The organism is Telluria sp. AC161 (genome assembly GCF_979258535.1).
The window spans coordinates 816,845-837,557 of the sequence record NZ_OZ409861.1 but is presented as its reverse complement, the minus strand read 5'-3'; the positions used below and the strand labels follow the sequence as shown (position 1 = coordinate 837,557).

At 65.5% G+C, this 20,713-nt stretch carries 20 protein-coding genes; 10 read left to right on the top strand and 10 right to left on the bottom strand.

The window, feature by feature from the left end; genetic code table 11:
* Positions 1-51 precede the first annotated feature (51 nt).
* Positions 52-2,271 (top strand): S9 family peptidase, encoded by a 2,220-nt coding sequence (locus ACZ0AJ_RS03775; RefSeq protein WP_499452803.1) that lies wholly within the window; start codon positions 52-54, stop codon positions 2,269-2,271.
* A 99-nt stretch (positions 2,272-2,370) separates the two neighbouring features.
* On the opposite strand, the gene ACZ0AJ_RS03770 is transcribed toward ACZ0AJ_RS03775, so the two are convergent.
* Positions 2,371-2,571, bottom strand: a complete 201-nt coding sequence (locus ACZ0AJ_RS03770) for a CsbD family protein (protein ID WP_183550021.1) — start codon at positions 2,569-2,571, stop codon at positions 2,371-2,373.
* 235 nt (positions 2,572-2,806) lie between these two features.
* On the opposite strand from ACZ0AJ_RS03770, the gene ACZ0AJ_RS03765 reads away from it, so the two are divergent.
* Complete coding sequence (locus ACZ0AJ_RS03765) at positions 2,807-3,922, top strand: AI-2E family transporter (protein ID WP_499453942.1); 1,116 nt, start codon at positions 2,807-2,809, stop codon at positions 3,920-3,922.
* An 80-nt stretch (positions 3,923-4,002) separates the two neighbouring features.
* Here the strand turns inward: ACZ0AJ_RS03765 and ACZ0AJ_RS03760 are convergent, their stop codons facing one another.
* Positions 4,003-4,179, bottom strand: coding sequence for a CsbD family protein (locus ACZ0AJ_RS03760; protein WP_183550018.1), 177 nt, complete (start codon positions 4,177-4,179; stop codon positions 4,003-4,005).
* A gap of 72 nt (positions 4,180-4,251) precedes the next feature.
* Positions 4,252-4,869 carry a class I SAM-dependent methyltransferase gene (locus ACZ0AJ_RS03755; protein WP_499453940.1) on the bottom strand — a complete coding sequence of 206 codons (618 nt, stop codon included), beginning with the start codon at positions 4,867-4,869 and terminating at the stop codon, positions 4,252-4,254.
* 159 nt (positions 4,870-5,028) lie between these two features.
* Here ACZ0AJ_RS03755 and ACZ0AJ_RS03750 point away from each other — a divergent pair, with 159 nt between their 5' ends.
* Positions 5,029-5,310: a flagellar protein FliT gene (locus tag ACZ0AJ_RS03750; RefSeq protein ID WP_183550013.1), complete on the top strand. Its 282-nt coding sequence runs from the start codon at positions 5,029-5,031 to the stop codon at positions 5,308-5,310.
* 353 nt (positions 5,311-5,663) lie between these two features.
* Here the strand turns inward: ACZ0AJ_RS03750 and ACZ0AJ_RS03745 are convergent, their stop codons facing one another.
* Complete coding sequence (locus tag ACZ0AJ_RS03745; protein WP_499453938.1) at positions 5,664-6,809, bottom strand: type IV pilus assembly protein FimV; 1,146 nt, start codon at positions 6,807-6,809, stop codon at positions 5,664-5,666.
* An 89-nt stretch (positions 6,810-6,898) separates the two neighbouring features.
* On the opposite strand from ACZ0AJ_RS03745, the gene fumC reads away from it, so the two are divergent.
* From fumC to ACZ0AJ_RS03730, 3 genes are all read left to right on the top strand, one after another.
* Complete coding sequence (fumC, locus tag ACZ0AJ_RS03740; protein ID WP_499452799.1) at positions 6,899-8,296, top strand: class II fumarate hydratase; 1,398 nt, start codon at positions 6,899-6,901, stop codon at positions 8,294-8,296.
* A gap of 61 nt (positions 8,297-8,357) precedes the next feature.
* Positions 8,358-8,570, top strand: coding sequence for an RNA-binding S4 domain-containing protein (locus tag ACZ0AJ_RS03735; RefSeq protein ID WP_258836198.1), 213 nt, complete (start codon positions 8,358-8,360; stop codon positions 8,568-8,570).
* A 105-nt stretch (positions 8,571-8,675) separates the two neighbouring features.
* A complete protein-coding gene (locus ACZ0AJ_RS03730; RefSeq protein WP_499452798.1) occupies positions 8,676-8,960 on the top strand; it encodes a DUF883 family protein in 285 nt (94 codons plus the stop codon).
* Between the two features lie 48 nt (positions 8,961-9,008).
* Here the strand turns inward: ACZ0AJ_RS03730 and ACZ0AJ_RS03725 are convergent, their stop codons facing one another.
* From ACZ0AJ_RS03725 to ACZ0AJ_RS03700, 6 genes are all read right to left on the bottom strand, one after another.
* A complete protein-coding gene (locus ACZ0AJ_RS03725; protein ID WP_183549996.1) occupies positions 9,009-9,200 on the bottom strand; it encodes a YjfB family protein in 192 nt (63 codons plus the stop codon).
* Between the two features lie 23 nt (positions 9,201-9,223).
* On the bottom strand, positions 9,224-9,769 hold the full coding sequence (mobB, locus tag ACZ0AJ_RS03720; protein WP_499452797.1) for a molybdopterin-guanine dinucleotide biosynthesis protein B: 546 nt from the start codon (positions 9,767-9,769) through the stop codon (positions 9,224-9,226).
* A gap of 13 nt (positions 9,770-9,782) precedes the next feature.
* A complete protein-coding gene (locus ACZ0AJ_RS03715; RefSeq protein ID WP_499452796.1) occupies positions 9,783-10,502 on the bottom strand; it encodes a general secretion pathway protein GspB in 720 nt (239 codons plus the stop codon).
* Between the two features lies 1 nt (position 10,503).
* The gene (locus ACZ0AJ_RS03710; protein ID WP_499453934.1) at positions 10,504-12,147 is read right to left on the bottom strand and encodes an AAA family ATPase; all 1,644 of its coding nucleotides are present in this window, start codon (positions 12,145-12,147) and stop codon (positions 10,504-10,506) included.
* Positions 12,148-12,153: 6 nt separating this feature from the next.
* Positions 12,154-12,669 (bottom strand): hypothetical protein, encoded by a 516-nt coding sequence (locus tag ACZ0AJ_RS03705; protein WP_499452794.1) that lies wholly within the window; start codon positions 12,667-12,669, stop codon positions 12,154-12,156.
* A 66-nt stretch (positions 12,670-12,735) separates the two neighbouring features.
* A complete protein-coding gene (locus tag ACZ0AJ_RS03700) occupies positions 12,736-15,741 on the bottom strand; it encodes a hybrid sensor histidine kinase/response regulator (RefSeq protein ID WP_499453932.1) in 3,006 nt (1,001 codons plus the stop codon).
* Between the two features lie 276 nt (positions 15,742-16,017).
* On the opposite strand from ACZ0AJ_RS03700, the gene ACZ0AJ_RS03695 reads away from it, so the two are divergent.
* From ACZ0AJ_RS03695 to nagZ, 4 genes are read left to right on the top strand one after another with little or no spacing between them, the layout of a single operon-like run.
* Positions 16,018-16,896 (top strand): glucosamine kinase nucleotide-binding domain-containing protein, encoded by an 879-nt coding sequence (locus ACZ0AJ_RS03695; RefSeq protein ID WP_499452792.1) that lies wholly within the window; start codon positions 16,018-16,020, stop codon positions 16,894-16,896.
* Positions 16,893-18,002 (top strand): N-acetylglucosamine-6-phosphate deacetylase, encoded by a 1,110-nt coding sequence (gene nagA / locus ACZ0AJ_RS03690; protein WP_499452791.1) that lies wholly within the window; start codon positions 16,893-16,895, stop codon positions 18,000-18,002. Before ACZ0AJ_RS03695 ends, nagA begins: the two co-directional genes overlap by 4 nt.
* A gap of 38 nt (positions 18,003-18,040) precedes the next feature.
* Positions 18,041-19,063 (top strand): SIS domain-containing protein, encoded by a 1,023-nt coding sequence (locus ACZ0AJ_RS03685; protein WP_499456720.1) that lies wholly within the window; start codon positions 18,041-18,043, stop codon positions 19,061-19,063.
* Between the two features lie 17 nt (positions 19,064-19,080).
* Complete coding sequence (nagZ, locus tag ACZ0AJ_RS03680) at positions 19,081-20,568, top strand: beta-N-acetylhexosaminidase (protein ID WP_499452790.1); 1,488 nt, start codon at positions 19,081-19,083, stop codon at positions 20,566-20,568.
* The last annotated feature ends 145 nt before the right edge of the window (positions 20,569-20,713 follow it).

Sequence of the window (20,713 nt, the reverse complement as noted above, 5' to 3'; positions counted from 1 at the left end):
CTCTGGTATCGTCTCGCGGTTGCTGTCAATTAAACATCCATCAGAGAAACTATGCGCCCTCTCCTCGTCCTTCTGGCCGCTCTCACGGCCGTTCCTGCCATGGCTGAACGTCTGACCCTCGACCGTATTTATGGCGACGCTTCGCTGGCCGGCGCCAGTGTGCGCAACCTGCGCGTGTCGCCCGACGGTGAACGCGTGACCTTCCTTCGCCCGCGCGCCGACGACCAGTACCGTCTCGACCTGTGGGAATACAATACCAAGAGCAAGGCCACGCAGCGCCTGGTGGATTCGAAGCAACTGGTGCCGAACGAGGCCTTGTCACTCGAAGAAAAAGCACGCCGTGAGCGCGCCCGCACCGCCGGTCTGTCGGGCATCCTGAATTATTTCTGGTCGCCGGACGGCAAGCAGTTGCTGGTGCCGGTCGGTGGTGACCTGTACCTCGTCGATGCGGCCAAGCCAGAGAACGCACGCAAGGTCGCCTCGGGCAGCGTGACCGATCCGAAAATCTCGCCGCGCGGCCGCTATGTCTCGTTCGTGCGTGACCAGAACCTGGTCGTGATCGACCTGAAAAGCGGCGCCGAGCGCCAACTGACCACCGATGGCAAGGGCACCGTGCACAACGGCGCAGCCGAGTTCATCGCGCAGGAAGAAATGAGCCAGACCACCGGCTACTACTGGGCGCCGGACGATTCGGCCATTGCCTATCGCCGCTACGATGAAGCGCCGGTACCGGTCGTGCGCCGCTTCGAGATCTTCGCCGATCGCACTGAAGTGATCGACCAGCACTACCCGGCTGCGGGCGATCCGAACGTGCTGATCGACCTGATGCTGGTCGACCCGGCCACGGGCGTGCAGCGCAAGGTCGACCTGGGCGCGGACAAGGATATCTATCTGGTGCGCGCCGATTTCAGCGCCGACGCCAAGACGCTCGTGTACCAGCGCCAGACGCGTGACCAGAAGCGCCTCGATCTGGTGGCTGTCGACGTCGGCTCGCTGGCGCAGCGGCCATTGTTTTCGGAAAACTCCAAGACCTGGGTCAGCATCCACAACGATCTGCGCTTCCTGAAAAACCGCAAGGCCTTCATCTGGGCGTCGGAGCGCAGCGGCTACAACCACCTGTACCTGTACGACCTGGACGGCAAGCTGCTGCATCCGATCTCGCGCGGTACGTGGGGCGTGGACGATGTGCTGGCGGTCGATGAAGGCGCCGGCAAGGTGTACGTGTCGTCGAACCGCGACGCCGTGATCGACAAGCAGACCTATGCACTGGCCCTGGACGGCAGCAGCGCCGACAAGCCGGCCCGCATCACGCAGGGCGACGGCTGGCACGATGCCGCGTTTGCCGGCAATGGCAAATTGTTCGTCGACACCTATTCGAACCCGCGCACGCCGCCGCAAGTGTCGATCCGCCGCGCCGATGGCGCAATGGTCGAGTGGATCGAAAAGAACGAGCTCAATGCCAATCACCCGTACACGCGCCACATGGCCGACCACCTGGCCACCGAATACGGCACGATGAAGGCCAACGATGGCCAGACGCTGCACTATTCGATCATCAAGCCGGCCAATTTCGATGCGAGCAAGCGCTATCCGGTGTTCCTGTTCACCTATGGCGGCCCGCACTCGCAGCGCGTGACCCGCGCTTGGGGCAATTACTTTGACCAGTACATGGCGCAGCAGGGTTTCGTGGTATTCCGCCTCGATAACCGTGGTTCGGGCCGCCGCGAGCGCGCCTTCACCGACGTGCTGTACAACAATCTGGGCAAGCACGAAGTCGAAGATCAGGTGACCGGCATCGACTGGCTGGCCAAGCAGAGCTTTGTCGATCCAAAGCGCATCGGCGTGTTCGGCTGGAGCTACGGCGGTTTCATGACGCTGCGTTTGCTGTCGGCCGCATCGGACAAGATCGCGATGGGCGTGTCGGTGGCGCCGGTGACCGACTGGTCGCTGTACGACACCCACTACACCGAACAGTTCGTCGGCGCGACGCCGAAGGGCGATCCGGAAGCCTATAAACGCAGCGGCGTGTTTGCGCATCTGGATGGCATGAAGTCGCCATTGCTGCTGGTGCACGGCATGGCCGACGACAACGTGCTGTTCTCGAACACCACGCTTTTGATCGATGAGCTCGTCAAGCGCAACGTGCAATTCGACCTCATGACGTACCCGGGTGCCAAGCATGGCATCTCGGGACGTACCAGCCAGCGCCACGTGTATGGCTTGATTGAAGCGTACTTCAAACGCCATCTGGCTGAGACGCCGGCAAAATAAGGCGGTTGCACCAGACGTAAAAAAGCCGCATCGGAAACGATGCGGCTTTTTCTTCGTCCATTCACCTGCCGCTATCAGCGGCTGGTGAATGAGTCCCTATTATGGACGTGGACGGTTTGCGCGGTCAGCTGCGTCTTCTGCTGCTTCACGCACGTCGCCAGCTGCGTTCTGGACTTTGCCTTCAACCTGGTTTGCCAGGCCTTTGGCTTGCTGTTCCTTGCTGTCCACCAGTTTGCCGGCGCCTTCTTGGATTTTGCCGCCAACTTCTTTCAGTTTGCCTTCGACTTGGTCTTTGTTCATGGTGATCTCCTGTGATTTGGCATGGCCGGTTGGCGATGCGATGAGTACAGATTAACGCAATGCTTCCAGCTCTTCTGTTAGCGCACGCACTTAGTGCAACGATCGAACGATGCGCCATCTTGCCGTTAAGAATGCTATCGTTTTACCAACACCAGCTGTAACTACACCAGTTGTCGTAAAGCGGTTTTGACTACACCAATTCCAATAACATTCTAATGCGCGATCGAACACCATCATGAATCCCCACACACCGCCATCTTCCGACGCAACGGCCCCCGAGACTCCCCTCACCCAGCGCAAGCTCGCGCGCCGCGTCACACTCGTCAACGGTATCGGCGTCCTGTTCATTCTGGGACTGGCAGCAGTCGTGCTCGCCGCCGACGCGCTGCTGCTGATCTTTGCCTGCATCCTGTTTTCGATCCTGCTCTACAAACTGAGCGCGCTGCTGCATCAACGCACGGGTATCAAACGCAATATCGCCCTGGTCATTGTCGTGCTGCTGCTCACTGCCATCTTTGGCCTGGGCGGCTGGGCAATGGCGCCGCAGATTTCCGAGCAATCGGGTCAGCTGGCCAAGGATATCCCTGCGGCCGTAGAGCGCCTGCAAGCGGAAGTCGCGCAACATCCTCTGCTCAAGCGCCTCGTGGCGGAGCTGCCGCCACCCGAAGACATCGTCAAGCAGATGGGTTCGCTCGTACCGAATGCCGGCCTGTTCTTCAGCGGCATCATCGGCGCACTGGGCAATATTGTCATCATCATTTTCGTAGGCATTTATTTTGCCGCGTCGCCGGGTGTCTACACTGGAGGGTTTATCCGTCTCGTGCCACAACAGAAGCGTGGCCGCGCACGTGAGGTCATGCAGGAGATGGGCGACAACCTGTCCAGCTGGCTGCTGGGCAAGGCCGTCTCGATGCTGATCGTCGGCGTCACCACGGCGGTTGGCCTCAGCATGCTTGGCGTACCTCTGGCGCTGATTCTGGGCGTGATCGCGGGCCTGCTCGACTTCATCCCCTACCTGGGGCCGATCATGGCGGGCATTCCAGCCGTCTTGCTGGCGCTGTCGATCAGCCCTGACCTGGCGCTGTATGCACTGCTGCTGTTTGCAGCGATCAATATGCTCGAAGGTTATGTGTTGCAGCCGATGATCGAGGCGAAAGCCATCGAACTGCCACCCGCCCTCGTAATTGTGATGCAACTGATCTTCGGCACGCTGTTCGGCTTCGCCGGCGTCGCGCTGGCCACGCCACTGGCGGCCGTGCTGTCCGTGCTGGTCAAGATGCTGTATATCGAAGACATACTGGGTGACAGACCCGCAGATAGACCCGGGGACAGTCCCGCGAAAGCGTCCTGATAAAAGCAAAGCCGCGCACTGCGCGGCTTTGTTGGTGATGCTGCCGTACCAATCAGCAGCGATACATCAGCGCAAGTGCATCAGCGATTGCCTTTTGCGATTTCCTTGACGTCGCCAACTTTCTTCTGGGCCTTACCTTCCGCCTGGTTCGACAGACCTTCGCTCTGCTGCTGGCGGCTGCCAACGGCTTCGCCAACCTTCTGCTGCACCTTGCCGGCGACTTCCTTGGTCTTGCCCTTGACTTGATCCTTGTTCATTGCAATCTCCTTGCCCGTGACGTGGATGAGACTTCACACTAGGAGTAACTTTCGGTTAGTTCTGTGCGGCGCTTAACACATGGGTTTGCGCCAGACACTTGCCAGCCACGGTTGTTGCTCGCGCGGCAAACCGGGCGGCCGGTAATAGTGATGCAATGCCACAAAGCCGGCCGAGAGCAGGAAGCGCTCCCAGCTGTCGTAGTCATGGTAGGTACCGTAGCGCTCGCCGTTCCAGCCTTCCTGGTTCTCGCCCCGCGGGTTCGACGTGAACAGCACCCCGCCCGGTTTGAGCGTGCCGAACAACTGATCGAGCGTGTGCGGCAACGCCGCGCTCGGAACGTGGAACAGCACTGCATTGGCAAAGATGCCATCGAACATTGCCGGCGGCAAATCCAGGTGCAAAAAATCCTGCTGCCATACTTCGCAACCACTGTATTCCCGGGCCATGGCGACAAACCGTTCACTGCCGTCCACGCCGATGGCGCGATGGCCAAGGCCGCTGAAGGTCTTGAGGTCGCGCCCGGGCCCGCAACCCAGGTCGAGGATCGTGTGCGGCGCTGGCGTTGTGATCGCACCCAGCAAAGCGGCAATGTTTTGACTTACGTCATGGTCAATCGTACCGGCAAAGAAATCCTCGGCATGCTCGTTGTAGTGTTGGAGAGTACTGCGGGAGATGTCGTCATGGTTCATGCGCACAGTATGCCAGCGGGCGCGCAGCTTGCGCCATGTGCAGCCATGCAAAAAACATTAAAAATATTTCCTGGGCTACCCTAAAGTTTCCACATGCCCATCCGTAAATGATTCAGACAACCGGGAATCCGGCCTGAGAAACCATGCTTTGGTAACCTTATGAACGCAGATGATGTCCTTGCGATGTACGAAAACCTGGCTGGCCTGACGGGCCAGATGACGCATGCCGCCAAGGCGGGCGACTGGCACGAGTTTGCGCAATTGAATATGGAAGCCCGAGCTCAGGCAGCCCCGGCAGTCGCTGGCATGCCGGAACTGACAGGCGCCAAGCGCCTCAGCAAGGTCGACCTGTTGAAACAATTGATGGCCAATGACCGCGCCATTCGCGACGTGACCGATCCATGGGACGATCAAGTCGGTCGCGCCCTGCACGCACACTGATCCGCCATCGGATCATCGATCAAGGCACCTTCGGGTGCTTTTTTTATGGGCAGGCAAACGAAAGGTGCCAAACGGGCACCGGCAACAAAAAAGCGCCCGGTGGGCGCTTTGGTGGCCACGGGGCTGGAAGCCGGGTGGCGAATTCGGTGAGAGGACGAACCCCAGCTATCTGCTGGCGTCGCCTCGTGCCGGTTGCTGCCGGCGTCCGTTGCCACTGTAGGCAAGCGAACTGCTTCCAGACACAGGCGTTTCCTCAACGGTCGTCTGCTGATCGCGCCACCTATCGTTGGTGACTGCGCCAGACCCTGTGCTGTCTGTGACCTTGTCGATCACGAAGCAATTATAGCGCAAAATCAAAGTTGTGTAGACATTTCATTGTGCGGCTCGTCCAGCTGTGGTTCGACCGGCACCGGCGCCTTCGTTTTGCGCGCAAAACGCTGCCGCAGACGGGCCATCAGTGAGGTACGCGGCATGGGCTGGATCATTGGCGCTGCCCGCTTGCGACGGCGCAGGAGGAACAGCGTGCCACACGCGGCCCCGAGGACGGCGACCACTGCGCCGGCGATCCAGCCCCACGGCGTGGACGCTTCCGGTTCCGGCGCAGGCCGCTTGCGGGATGGCCGTGGCGCGGCCCGCGGCGCGACCTTGTCCTGCACGACGGCGGACGGGCTGGCGCCAAGCGCCACCTGCAACACCCGCACCTTGTCTTCCAGCGTGCCGATCTGCTCGCGCAACTGGGCATTCTTGACATCGAGTGCGGCGCACACAGTTGCATTGTCGACGGAGGACGCCGGTGCGCAGGTCGCAGCAGATGCAGATGCAGACGCAGATGCAGGCAAGGCAACAGGCAGCGGCTTGGGCACTGGCGTCGACGTTGGTGTGACTGCAGCAGGCTCAGGCGCCGGCGCCACTTTCTCGGCGACGACCGGCGTCGCCGGTGTGACCGGATGTGGCGGCTTCGGCGCCTTCGGTGGTTTCGGTGGCCTTGGCTTGACCGTTATCGGCTTGGGCGCCGCAGCGGGTGCAGCAGAAAGATCCGCCACGACCGGTGCCGGCGCGTTCGCGGGCACCGGCACCGGTGCCGGAACCGGTAATGGAACCGCTGGCGCCGGTGGATTCGGATTCGGCGCAATGAAGAGCGTCACGAGACGCACATCGCGCGTCCCGCCATCGGCCAAATCAAGATACAAATGCAGGCGGCTCGATTCGACGGGTGCCGACGACGTCACGCGCAGGAACTGACGGCCATCGCGCTGACTCACACGCATGGCCAGCGTTGACAGCACGGCCGGCATGCCGATGTTCGCGCCCCGGTACACGTCCGGATGCGCCAGGCGTGCCTGGACCGGGGTCGCGGGCGAGGCCAGCGCAGTCAGCTCGAGTTCCAGCACCAGCGGCTGGCCGATATACGAACTGATGCGCGGTTCGCCAAGCTCGGCTGCGCCGACGCCGCAGGAGAGCAAAGCACACGTGATGAATACAGGGAGGCGGCTGGCCATAGCAACTAACAAAAGTGAAGCCCAAGCGTCATTAACGGACATTGGGATAAACTCTTTAATCCCAGCCTCTTGCATATCAGGACATGTCCATGGAAAACAGGATTGAGAAAGACAGCTTTGGTCCCATCGAAGTGCCACAAGACAATTTGTGGGGTGCGCAGACCCAGCGCTCGCTTCACCACTTCCACATCTCGACCGAACGCATGGCGCCCGAACTGGTCGCCGCCCTCGCCCAGGTCAAGCGCGCCGCGGCCGCCGTCAACCGCTCGCTGGGCAAGCTGCCAGCCGACAAGGCCGACGCCATCATCCGCGCGGCCGACGAAGTGCTGGACGGGCGCCATCCCGGCGAATTCCCGCTGGCCGTGTGGCAGACCGGCTCAGGCACGCAAAGCAATATGAACATGAACGAGGTTCTGGCCAACCGCGGCTCCGAGCTGCTCGGCGGCGAGCGCGGCGAAGCACGCCTGCTGCACCCGAACGACCACGTCAATATGGGCCAGTCGTCCAACGACATCTTCCCCACCGCAATGCACGTGGCTGCTGCCTGGGCACTGGCCAAGGAAGTCCTGCCTGCCCTGGCGCAATTGCGCGGCACGCTGCTGCGCAAATCGCGCGACTTCGAGCCGATCGTCAAGATCGGCCGCACCCACCTGCAGGATGCGACGCCGCTGACGCTTGGCCAGGAATTTTCCGGCTACGTCGCCCAGCTCGAATTTGCCGAAAGCGCGCTCAAGTCCACCTTGTCGGGCCTGCTGCAACTGGCGGCCGGCGGCACTGCCGTGGGCACGGGCCTCAATGCCCATCCCGATTTCGCACCGCGCATCGCGGCCGAACTCGGTTCGCGCACCGGCTTGTCGTTCAAGACAGCGCCGAACAAATTCATGGCGCTGGCCGGGCATGACGCAATGGTCTCGGCCCACGGCGCGTTCAAGCTGCTGGCCACGGCGCTGATGAAAATCGCCAACGACATCCGCTGGATGGCGTCCGGCCCACGCTCGGGCCTGGGCGAAATTACCATCCCTGAAAATGAACCGGGCAGCTCGATCATGCCGGGCAAGGTCAACCCGACCCAGTGCGAAGCATTGACGATGCTTTGCTGCCAGGTGTTCGGCAACGATGTCGCGATCACCGTCGGCGGCTCGCAGGGCAACTTCGAGCTCAATGTGTTCAAGCCAATGATCGCCCATAACTTCCTGCAAAGTGCGCGCCTGCTGGCCGACGGCATGCGCTCGTTCGACACGCACTGCGCCCAGGGCATCGAGCCGAACCTGGTCCGTATCGGCGAACTGATGGAAAAATCGCTGATGCTGGTGACGGCACTGGCGCCACACATCGGGTATGATCGCGCCGCGCAGATTGCCAAGACCGCATCGAAGGAAGGCCTGACCCTGCGCCAGGCCGCCCTGCAAAGCGGTTTTGTCGACGATCAGCAGTTTGACCAGTGGATCGTGCCGATCGATATGACGCGGCCCGATCCGGTCGAATAAACACCCAGTACCCGGGCGGCCTTGTAACCATCAGGCCGCCCTTTTCACACCCGAGGAAAACATGCAAAAAATCGAATTCGAGTTGACATCGGAATTTGTCGAAGTCAACCAGCTACTCAAGCTGGCCGGCCTGGTCGACAGCGGCGGCGCCGGCAAGAACCTGGTCGCCAGTGGCGTGGTCAAGGTCGACGGCAAGCAGGAATTGCGCAAGACGGCCAAGATCCGTACCGGCCAAGTGGTCACGCTGGGCGACGTCGAAATCACGGTTCGCTAAAAAATAGACAGAAAGACAGCTTGTTATGTTTGCGGCTTAACAAACAGAACCGGGCTTCCTTGTTTATATTTTAAGACGTTAATCAACGGCTTATAGGTGAAATCGATGGAAACCCCGGAAACCCGCGTCCAGTCGCAAGAGCAACTCATCGGTGACTTGCGCCTCGTGATCGAAAACGCGGAAGAACTGCTCAAGAATACGGACCAATACTCGAGCGCGCTGTATCAGAGCGCCCGGACCAAACTGTCGCTGGCGCTGGAAGCGGCCAATGAAGAGCTGTCCCGTTTCGAGGACGCCCAGCTCGAACGCATGATGGCCGCTACGCGCCTGGCCAACGAGCAGTTCGCGGACCGCTCGGGCGAATCGCGCATCCTGCGCGCGTTTCACTGAGCTATACACTAAGCCATAACGAAAAAACCCGGCATCGCGCCGGGTTGCTCACGCCTTCGTGTTGATCGAATTGCCCAGGTGCGCCGGCAGGTTCTGCGGCTGCGGGAGCGAGGCGATCATCTGCGCTGCCGACGAGGCTTCGATGTCCATGGCGCGCTTGAGCATCGTCATGCCCACTTCCTGACGGATACCGGTTTCTGCCATGCTGGTCGCCAGCTTGGCGATATTCGTGACGTCCATATCTTCCTCCAGAATAAGACTCGTCAGTCTTTAACGACGCCGCCAGCGGGAACTTGAGGGTTGGCGCCGGCCCATTTGCCCACCCAGGCCAGCACCGCGCCGATGTCGTTCAGGTCGAGCCAGGCCACGCCGGCGCGCAGCGCCGCGGGACGGGCCACGTCCGACACCACCGCCACGATCGTCGCATCGTCAATGTACAAGGCCGGCTTGTCGAGCGCCGGGCGATGCACTTCCAGCTTCGGCAGCGACTCCCACTTGTAACCCTCCACCAGCGTCAGGTCGGCCGGCGACAGGCGCCCCAGCAGCTCGGCCAGCGGCGGCTCGGGGGCCGCGCGCAGCTCACGCATGATGGCGATCCGGTACGGCGAGGCGATCATGACCTCGGCCGCCCCGGCCAGGCGCAGGCGCGCACTGTCCTTGCGCGGCGGCTCGAGCTCGATATCGTGGTGGCTGTGCTTGACGATATTGACGCGCAGGCCGGCGCCGGACAGCCCGGCGACGAGATGCTCGAGCAGCGTCGTCTTGCCGCTACCCGACCAGCCGACCACCGCCAGTACGGGGCCGGACACGCGTGAATCCGATTCAGTAGGCAGCACGGTAGCGGGTTCCACGGTAATTCATCACGGCGGCCTTGGGCGTGAGCCGCTCGAGCACGAGGCCCGGCGCGACCTCCTCGCCCTCGCGGCGCAGCATCTTGTCGACCAGCAGCAGGCTCTCGCCAGGCGTCGGCGAATAGATGTAGCCGCCAAACACGACCTTGGGGATTTCGCGCTGCAGGGTATCCGGCAACTGCTGCAGGGTGCGCAGCTGGTCGTCGCCGACCGGCTGCGGGGCCACGGTGGCAGGCGCAGGCGCGGTCTCGCGCTGCTGCGGTGACGGCTGTGGTGATGATGATGCCGCCGGCACGACCGGCGTCGGTGCGGGCTTCACACGTACTGGCCGGGCTTCGGCCACCGGTGCAGGTGCAGGTGCGGGCTGAACAACCGGGGCGGGTGCGGGGATGACAGCAGCGGGCGGTGCAGGCGTCGCTACCGGGGCGGTCGCTGGCGCAGTTGCCAGCACCGCTGCAGGCGGCGTCACGGCTGCCAGCCGCACCGGCTGCTCGCTCGCAAAACGCGGCCACAGCAGCGCCACTGCCGCTGCGACCACGACGGCGCCCGCGCCAAGCGCCAGGTAGCGCCGCTGCACGCCCTGCCCTGCGCGCGGCGCGGCGTACGACGGCGCCGGTGCGTGGATGGTCGGGGCGTTGCCCAGCTGGCGTTCGGCTTGCGCCTTCTTGAGTGCTTCGAGAATGTACGACATATCAGCTTCCCGTCCCGCCAGTGGCCAGCAAACGGGGCTCGGCCACGTTCGACAACTGGTTCAGACGCATATAAGTGCGCGGCCCGGCCACGCCATCGGCCTTCAGATCCTGCGCGGCCTGGAAGGCGCGCAACCACTCCCTGGTGCGCGCGTCGAGCGGCGCATCAAGCGCCGGCGCCGTGGCGCTGTGCAGGCCTGCAAGTCGTTGGGCGATCCAGTCGACGTCCGGCCCGCGGTCGCCCTGGGCGACGACATCGCGAAACGCCGCCGGCATGCGCCAGAAGGTGGTGAACTCGCCACCGAAGTGCGCGACAAAGGCAGCGATGTCGACGCGCTCGCGCCGGTCGCCCTGCGCCAGCGTGACGCTGCGCTCGTCCATCCCGACCAGCACCGCATGGCCGGTGCGCGGGCCGTCGTGCAGCGTGACCACGGCCGGCCGGTCGAGCAGGCGCAGTTCATACACGCCGCCCCGCCCCGCATGGCAGCGCAGATTGGCGCGCAGCGCGGCCTCGCAGACAGCCTTCGGATCGGCGCCGGCCAGGTTGGCAAATGACGGCCCCCACAGCGCTGCCAGTGCGCCCAGCGCTGCGGTCTCGTTCTCGAGCGTCGGCAGCGGCGCGCCTGGTGCAGCGGCAGCGACGGCGACAGGTTTGGGCTTACTCGGTGCAGCCGAAGCAACCGGCGCCGGCTTGACCGCCGCAACCCCAGCCGCCGCCGGCTGCGCCGCATGCTGCGGCAGCATCTGCCACGCCGCCGCGCCCAGCGCCACGCAGGCCAGCGCGCCGCCGGCCAGCAGTGGCCAGCGCTGCCGTGCACGGCGCGCGGCCGGATCGTCGGCAAAGACTTCGGTGGCCGCCCGGCGCAGGATGGCGCGCGTGACCTGCGGACTGTTTTCCACGTAGGCGCCCAGCAGCGCGCGGTCGCACAGCAGGTTGATCCGGCGCGGCACGCCATGCGCCAGGCGGTGCACCAGCGGCGTCAGCGCGGGCGGGAATGGCACGCCGATGGCGCCGGCCACGGCCAGCCGGTGCGCGATGTAGGCACCCGTCTCGGCTTCGCCCAGTGGCCCCAGGTGGTAGCGTGCAATCACGCGCTGTGCCAGTTGTTCGAGTTCGGGGCGTGCAAGCATCGTGCGCAGTTCGGGCTGGCCGATCAGGATGATCTGCAGCAGCTTGCGCTCGCTGGTTTCGAGATTGGTCAGCAGGCGCAGCTGCTCGAGCACGTCGCTCGACAGGTTCTGCGCCTCGTCGATCACCAGCACGTTGTTCAGGCCTTGCGCGTGCGACGCCAGCAGGTAGCGGTTGATCGCATCCACATACCCCTTCACGCCCGCGCCAGCGGCCGCCGGCGCCACCTCGATATGCAGCTCGTCGCACACGGTCTGCAGCAGCTCCTGCGCCGTCAGGCGCGGATTGAAGATGTAGGCCAGGCGGCAGTTTGCGGGCACCTGCTCGATGAAGCAGCGGCAGACCGTGGTCTTGCCGGCGCCGATCTCGCCGGTGAGCAGCACGAACCCGCCGCCGCTGCCGATCCCGTACAGCAGGTGCGCCAGCGCTTCGCGGTGCCGTTCGCTCATGAACAGGTAGCGCGGATCGGGGGCGATTGAAAATGGCGAGTGCGTGAGCTGGAAATAGTGGTTGTACATGAATGACTAACGGATACTCGGCGGGATGCTCTGCGGGCTGCTCTGCGGCTTGAACTTGGCGCAGTATATTTTGCTTTTGTCGTTCGCGTAAGCGATCGTGCTGCCGGGGATCGACTTGCGCAACGGGTAGCGTGAGCCGTCGGCCGCGCGAAACGGCGTACCCACCGCCGCGCGCACCGACTTTTCCAGTTCGTCGGGCTTGGCCTCGAGGATCGCGGCCACGAACACCACCGCGCTCGTGTCGTCGCTGACCATCACTTGTTCCACCTTTGAACCCCACAACGACGCCTCGGTGCGGAACCAGTAGGCCCCGCCCTCGCGCTTGTAGGCCGGGCCGAAGGATTCGGTGAGATAGGCGTGGAAGTAGGCGTTATCGAGCTGGCTGCGGCACAGGAGCGCGCTGCCGATCACCGGCCCGAACGTCGATGGCGCCGCGCCCGCCGCGGCTGCGGCGCAGGCCAGCACGAGGCCGGCGAGCAGCAGCAGCTTATTGGTACGGCAGGCAACAACCGGGCGGATCATGGCGATACTCTCCTTCAGCGGCGCCCATTATGACACTGCGTGGCGCCCGGGCAGCCAAGTGCCGGATCATGCCGGCGCACGCGCCGCTGCCGCCGTTGCTGCGGTGGCCGCGGCCAGCACCGCCTCGACGTCGTCCGGCAAGGCCGGCTTGAGCAGGTGGCGATCAAAACCCGCCGCGCGCGAGCGGGCGCGGTCTTCCTCGGTGCCCCAGCCGGTCAGCGCCACCAGCATGACGCCATCGAGCGCGGGCAGCTGGCGCAGGCGGCGCGCCGCTTCGTAGCCGTCCATGAGCGGCATGCCGATATCGAGGAACACGAGGTCAGGCCGGAAGCGCGCGGCTTCTTCCACCGCCGCCGCGCCGTCGTGCACGACGCGCACCGTGTGGCCGGCAATCTCGAGCAGCGCCGCCAGCGTGGCGGCGGCATCGACGTTGTCGTCCGCGACCAGCACCTGCAATGCGACGCCTTGCCCGCCATGCTGCGCGCCGGCCGCCCCCGGCGCAGGCTCCGGCGGCGCGACGAGCGCCGCCGTCATCAACGGCAGGCGCACGGCAAAGCTGCTGCCCAGGCCCACGCCAGCGCTCTGCGCGCTGACCGCGCCGTCATGCAGTTCGACCAGGCGCCGCACGAGCGAGAGCCCGATCCCCAGTCCGCCGTTGGCGCGCTCGATGCTGCGCGCCACCTGGGTGAACATCTCGAACACGGCCGCCAGCATGTCGGCCGCGATGCCCACGCCGTTATCGCGCACCGTCACCACCGCTTCGTCCCCCTCGATGCGCGCCGTCAGCACGATACGCCCGCCGTGCGGCGTGTACTTGGCGGCATTCGACAACAGATTGCTCACCACCTGGCTGATGCGCACCGGATCGACGTCGACCGGCACCGGCAGCAGCGGCAGATCGACCGACAACCCATGGCCGGCAGCGTCGATCAGCGGTTTACTGGTTTCGATGGCCGTTGCGATCACGTCGCGCAAATCGACCGGCTGCATCTGCAGTACCAGCTTGCCGCTCGAGACGCGCGCGATGTCGAGCAGGTCGTTGATCAGGTGGACCATGTGGCCGACCTGGCGCTCCATCATTGCGCGCACGCCGCCCAGCCGCAAGGCGCTCCCCGGCTTGTCCGCGCCCATGCGCATGATTTCGAGACCGTTGCGGATCGGCGCCAGCGGGTTGCGCAGCTCGTGCGCCAGCGTGGCGAGAAACTCCGACTTGCGGCGGTCGGCGTCGTGCAACGCTTCCATGGCGCGCACCCGTTCGATATGCGCCCAGCAGCGCTCGACCACCGCCTCGACCAGCGCCACCTCGCCCGCTGTCCAGACGCGCGGCGTGCGCTGATGCACCGCCATCATCGCCGCCAGCCTGCCGCCCTTGACCAGCGGGCAGCAGATGATGGCCCTGACGTCGATCTGGGTGAACATCGCGGCGCCGTCTTCGTCCGTCAGTTCGCGCTCGACGTCGTGGATCAGCAGCGTGCGGCCTTCGCGCATGTCGGCGCGGGCGCGCGAGCCGAACAGGTCGAGCGAATACACGCCCACGGTGCTGATGGCCCCCGGTGTCACCCAGTCGTGACGGATCGTGAAGCGGTCGTTGTCGGCCTCGACGTCCGCATAGGCCACGCGCGTGACGTCCAGGTATTGGCCCAGCAGGCGCGTGGCCTCGTCCATGATCGTCTTCGGATCGTGCGCAACGCGCGTGGCTTCGCCGATCGCGTCGAGCATGCGCAGGCGCTCTTCGACCTGGCGCCGCTCGGTGATGTCGCTGCCGGTGGCGGCCACGAACAGCAAGGCGCCGTCGTCCCCCATGACCGGTGCGATGACGAGATCGATGAAGCGCTCGCCGCCGCCTGCCACGAAGTACGGCAGCTCGCAGCGCACACGCTCGCCGCCCGCGGCCAGCACGACGCAGGCCGCAATCTCGGCCGCCACCTTGGGCGAGCCGCTCCACCAGCCGCAGGCCTGGAACGGGCGCCCCAGCACGTCGCCGCGCGCGTAGCCGCCGGCGTCGAGCGCCACGCGATTGGCTTCGATCAGCGTGCCGCTAGGCGTCATCAGGATGCCGAAGTGCGTGCCCTGCTCGAAGAACGTGCGGAACTTGGCATTCGCTTCGGCTGCGGCCATGGCTTCGCTTGCGGTGGCGCGCGCGCTCGCTTCGAACAGCTTGCGGCTGGTGATGTCGAGCGTGGTGCCGACCAGGCGTTCCGGGGCGCCCGCTGCATCGCGCAGCAGGCGCCCGCTGGCCGCGATCCAGCGTTCGCGGCCATCGATGGCGCTCACCGTGCGGTATTCGTCGCGGTAGTGGCCATCTCCGGGCGCAGCCAGCAGCGCCACCACCTTGGCCACGACGCGCTCGCGGTCGTCCGGATGAAACGCGGCATCGATCAAGGTGTGGGTCACCGGCCCGTCGGGCGGCACCCCGAAATGCGTGCGCGCGTGCGTGTTCCAGACGATGTCGCACTGGGTCAGCGAATGGTCGAACAGGCCGAATTCGCCGGCATCGGCCGCGATGCGCAGCTTTTCATTGGTCGTCTCCAGCTCGTGCAGCGCGTGGTCGCGCTGTTGCGCGGCCAGCACCTGGGCCGTGGTTTCGGCGCACATGCAGCACACGCCGGCCACCTGCCCCGCTTCGTCACGCAGCGCGATGGTCGAGAAGGTGGCGTAGATCTGCTCCGGGTAGCCGTTGCGGTGCACGACGAAGCCATGGTCTTCTGCGTGCACCGGATTGCCCTGCAGCGTGGCAGACAGCATCGGGCAGACCTCGTCCCAGACATCGGCCCAGACCTCGGCAAACGGCTGGCCCAACGTCTGTTCGGGATGCGCGCCGCGCGCGCCCAGAACGACGCGATAGGCATCGTTGTAGAGCAGGTGCAGCGCCGGCCCCCAGGCCACATACATGGGCTGGCGCGCACCGAGCATCAGGCTCACTGCGGTGCGCAGTGGTTGCGGCCAGGTCGCCAGCGGGCCAAGCGGATGATGCGCCCAGTCGAGCGCGCGCAGCAGCGCGCCCATGTCCCCGCCACCGGTGGCAAACGCCAGGTTCGACGGCGGGAGGTGCGGGGGCAAGAGGTCGGGCATTGGGGGTATTCACTCGGGATATTCCATGAACGATACCACTTTGCCGACCTGGCCAGTGCCCTTTTTCCCGCAGGCAAACATGCCACTGGTCGACCGGCTTCGTGCAATACCAATTGCGATACCAATTCGCTCAACGGCTTGAATACTCGCCTCCTTACAGAAGAGTGAGTCCGTACCAGTTGGCCGCCATAATCAATACCAGTTAAATACCTGTTGACATGCCAGAATGCCCTGCCTATAGTGCGATGACCCTTTTCCCGGCACTCATTGCACACCATGATCGACTATCTCATTGGCGTTGACGGCGGCGGCACCAACACCCGCGTGCGCCTGGCCGGCCGCGACGGCGCCGTGCTCGCAACCGGCAGCAGCGGCGCATCCGGCCTGCGCCACGGCATCGACAAGGCCTGGAGCGCGGTGCTTGCCGCCGCCAGCCAGGCCTTCTCCGCAATCGGCATCGACACCGTTCCCATGGCGGCCTGCGCGATCGGCCTGGGCATGGCCGGTGTCCACAACAAGGAATGGGCGGCCGCCTTTCGCGCCGCCGATCCGGGCTTTGGCGCCCTCGTGCTCGACACCGACGGCTTCACGACGCTGATGGGCGCCCATGGCGGGCAGCCCGGCGCGATCGTCGCCATCGGCACCGGCAGCGTCGGCGAAGCCCTGCGGCAGGATGGCACACGGGTCGAAGTCGGCGGCTGGGGCTTTCCTGCCGGCGACGAAGCGGGCGGCGCCTGGATGGGCCTGCGCGCAATCGGCCACATCCAGCAGGTGCTCGACGGCCGCGCCGAAGGGGGCGCCTTTGCCGACGCCGTGATTGGCGCCTGCGGCGGCGCGCGCGATCCGATCCAGGTCTGGCTCGGCCACGCCACGCAGACCGATTACGCAGGCCTGGCGCGCTTTGTCGTGGCGCACGGCGCCACTGATCCCGTGGCCGCCGGGATCCTGACACAGGCGGGCGCCGAAGCCGCCCGCATCGCGCGCGCACTCGACCCGTCGGGCAGCTTGCCGCTGGCGCTGTGCGGCGGCTTGGGCGACACGCTGCGCGCCTACCTGCTGGCCGAAATGCTGGCACGCTGCAGCGCCCCGCATGGCGACTCCGCCGCCGGCGCGCTGCGCATGATCGAACTGCATCTGAAGGACGCCAACACATGACCGACGACACTCGCCGCCCCATCAAGGGCAACATCCTCACACCGGCCGGCTGGGTGCACGGCGCGCTGCGCTTCGGCGCGCGCGTCGACGGCATCGACGGCCGCCGGGTCGACCCGGCCAACAACGACGACGTCTACATCGTGCCGGGCTTTATCGACGTGCACGTGCACGGCGGCGCGGGCCGCGACATGATGGAAGGCGGCGACGCCCCGCACGTCATCGCCGCGCTGCACGCCAGACACGGCACCACCAGCCTGCTCGCCACGACCATGACCGCGCCCGTCGACGACATCGACCGGGCTTTGAGCGCCATCGGCGCGGCCTGCGCGGCGCGCGGCAAGGGCGAGGCGCGCATCCTTGGCGTGCACCTGGAAGGCCCGTACATCAACTCTGGCAAACTCGGCGCCCAGCCACCGTTCGCACGCGAGGCGCATCTCGATGAAGTCATGCGCTTTCACGCACTGGCGCCGATGAAGCTGATCACCGTGGCGCCCGAAATCGACGGCCACATGGCCCTCGTGCGGCAGTTGACGAAGGCCGGCATCCGGGTCCAGATCGGCCACACGAACGGCGATTACGACGTCGGCGTGGCAGCGCTTGCACACGGCGCGGCCGGCTTCACGCACCTGTTCAACGCCATGCCCGGCCTGCACCACCGCGATCCCGGCATGGTGGGCGCCGCGCTCGCGCACGCCGAATACGCCGAGATCATTCCCGACCTGATGCACGTGCATCCGGGAGCGATCCGCACTGCCCTGCGCTGCATTCCCAAGCTGTTCTGCGTGACCGATTCGACGGCGGCGGCCGGGATGCCCGATGGCGACTACATGCTGGGCCGCCAGGTGGTCCACAAATGCATGGGCGGCGTGCGCCTGGCCGACGGCACGCTGGCCGGCAGCACGCTGACGATGGACCAGGCGCTGCGCAACCTGGTGGGCATGGGGCTGTCGATCGAAGACGCCAGCCAGCGCGTCTCGACCCACGCCGCCGACTACCTCGGCGAAACCCGGCGCGGCCGCCTGGCGCCTGGCTGTCACGCCGACTTCGTGGTCCTGGACCGCGCCCTGAACATCAAAGCTGTCTATATCGAAGGAGAATGCCTGTGAATGCCACGCCCGCCACCGCTGACGGTCACCAATCGCTGATGCTGCAAGAGGCCCTGTCGTCGGGCGACTGCATCGCCCACGCCCTGACGCAGGATGCCGAGCGCTACGCCGCGCTGGGCGAACGGCTCCGTGCGACCCAGTTGCACAGCGCCGTGACGGTGGCGCGCGGCAGCTCCGATCACGCGTCGGGCTACCTGGCCTACCTGATCATGTCGCGCATGGGCCGCCTGGTGACGTCGCTGCCGATGTCGCTCATCACGCTCTACAAGTCGCCGATCATCGCGCGCGACACACTGGCCATCGCCATTTCGCAATCGGGCCAGAGTCCCGACGTGGTCGAGCCGATGCAGTACTTCCGCGCCGGCGGGGCCGTGACGGTGGCGCTGGTCAACGACGCCGCTTCGCCGCTGGCCGACGCCGCCGAATGGACGATGCCGCTCCATGCCGGCAAGGAGCACAGCGTGGCCGCGACCAAGAGCTTCATCGCCAGCCTGGTGGCCGGCGCGCGCCTGGTCGCCGACTGGCAGAACGACGCCGAACTGAAGGACGGTATCGCCGCCCTGCCCGATGCGCTGCGCGCCGCCCGCAGTTTTGGCCAGGACGGCGACTGGTCGGCCGCCATCGACGTGCTGGCGCCGGCGCGCAACATCATGGTGGTGGGCCGCGGCATCAGCTTCCCATTGGCGCTCGAAGCGGCGCTCAAGTTCAAGGAAACCTCGGCGCTGCAGGCCGAAGCGTTTTCGGGCGCCGAGATCAAGCACGGCCCGATGGCGCTGATCGAAGACGGCTATCCGCTGCTGATCTTCGCAACGCGCGGCCCGACCCAGGCCAGCCTGGTGGCGCTGGCCGACGACATGCGCGCACGTGGCGCGCGCGTGCTGCTCGCCGCGCCGGCCGACATTGCCAGCCGCGACCTGACGCTGCCCACCGCTGCCATCCCCGACCTCGATCCGATCGTCGCGGCGCAGGCGTTTTATACAATGGCGGCCACACTGTCGGCGGCGCGCGGCATGAATGCCGACCAGCCGCGCCACCTGAGCAAAGTCACCAAGACGAACTAACCGCCTGAATCTCGACCATGAACGACTACCTCGACCTGGCCGGCCAACTGGTGATGGTGCGCCTGTTCGGCACCGAACTCGATGCCGAGACCGACGCCTTCCTGCGTACCTACCGAATTCGCGGCGCCTGCCTGTTCCGCCAGAACATGCGCGACGCGCCGCAGCTGACGCGTTTCACGGGCGCGCTGCGTGACGCGATCGGGCCACAAGCCCTGATCGCCCTTGACCAGGAAGGCGGCGCCGTCGTGCGTTCGACCTGGGTGCCGGCGCCGCCCAGCGCGATGGCGCTCGGCGCAGCCAATGATCCGGACCTGGCGCGCGAGGTCGGCGCGGCCGTGGCGCGCGCGGTGCGTTCGCTCGGCTTCAACTGGAACTTCGCGCCGGTGCTGGACCTGAACAACAACCCGCGCAACCCGGTGATTGCCGAGCGCTCGTTCGGCGCCGATCCCGAGCAGGCGACGCGCATTGCGCTGGCCTGGATGGAAGGCAGCGAGCGCGAAGGCGTGGCCTGCTGCGTCAAGCACTTCCCCGGCCACGGCGACACGCATGTCGATTCGCACCGCGACCTGCCGTACGTCGACAAATCGCGTGCCGACCTCGAACGCTTCGAATTCGCGCCGTTTCGCATTGCTGCGCCCCACGCACCGGCCATGATGACGGCCCACATCGTCTATCCGGCGCTGGACCCCGTCAATCCGGCCACCATGTCGCAGGCGATCCTCACCGGCGTGCTGCGCGAGCAATTCGGCTACGACGGCGTGATCATCACCGACGGCATGGACATGCATGCGATCGCGCACCGCTACGGCGTCGGCCAGGCGGCTGTGAATGCGCTGGTGGCCGGCGCCGACATGGTCATGGCCATCGGCACGCGCGATACGCAGATCGAGACCGTGCAAGCGATTGCCGCGGCGATCCGCGACGGCGTGCTGCCACTGGCCGCCGTGCAGGCGCGTCTGGCGCGCCTTGGCAAACTGGCTGACGCACATCCGGCCGGCGCGGTTGCGTACACGGCCGAACCGGATGACCGCGCACTGATGGAACGTGCATGGCGCGCGGGCCTGACGGCATTGCGCGCGCCCCAGCGCCCACCGCGCGGCGCGCGCGTACGCCTGGTTGCACGTGCCGACGTGGTCAGCGATGGCGTGTCGGAAGCCGGCGTGCCGGCGGCCAGCATCGCGGCCGCGCTGGCGCAGCTGTACGACGTCGACCTGGTGACCTTCGCCGACAGCGAGACTTTCGACTGGGCGGCGCTCCCGGCCGACGGTCGCTTCACGATCCTGGCCTCGACCGCGCGCCGCCGCTACGGGCCGCAGGCCTGCGCGACCTGGAGACCCGATTTGCACCTGGCCTTGTGGAATCCATACCAGGCGCTCGACTTTCCCGGCCCTGCCCTGCTCACCTATGGCTTCGCGCCGCCGGCGCTGGCTGCGGCCGTGGCCTGGCTGGCCGGCGAGATCGACGCGCGAGGGGTCTGCCCGGTACCGGGTTTTGACGGGCCGTGACAGCGGCAAAGTAACGCGATGTAACGACACGGGCACGGCGGCCCGTGCTGCGGCACAATTGCCAATCCAGAAAAAGCTGGATATATGGGACAATACTTTTTTGTCCGAGCTTGGCATTTTTGCTATATTGCCAAACGCACATTTC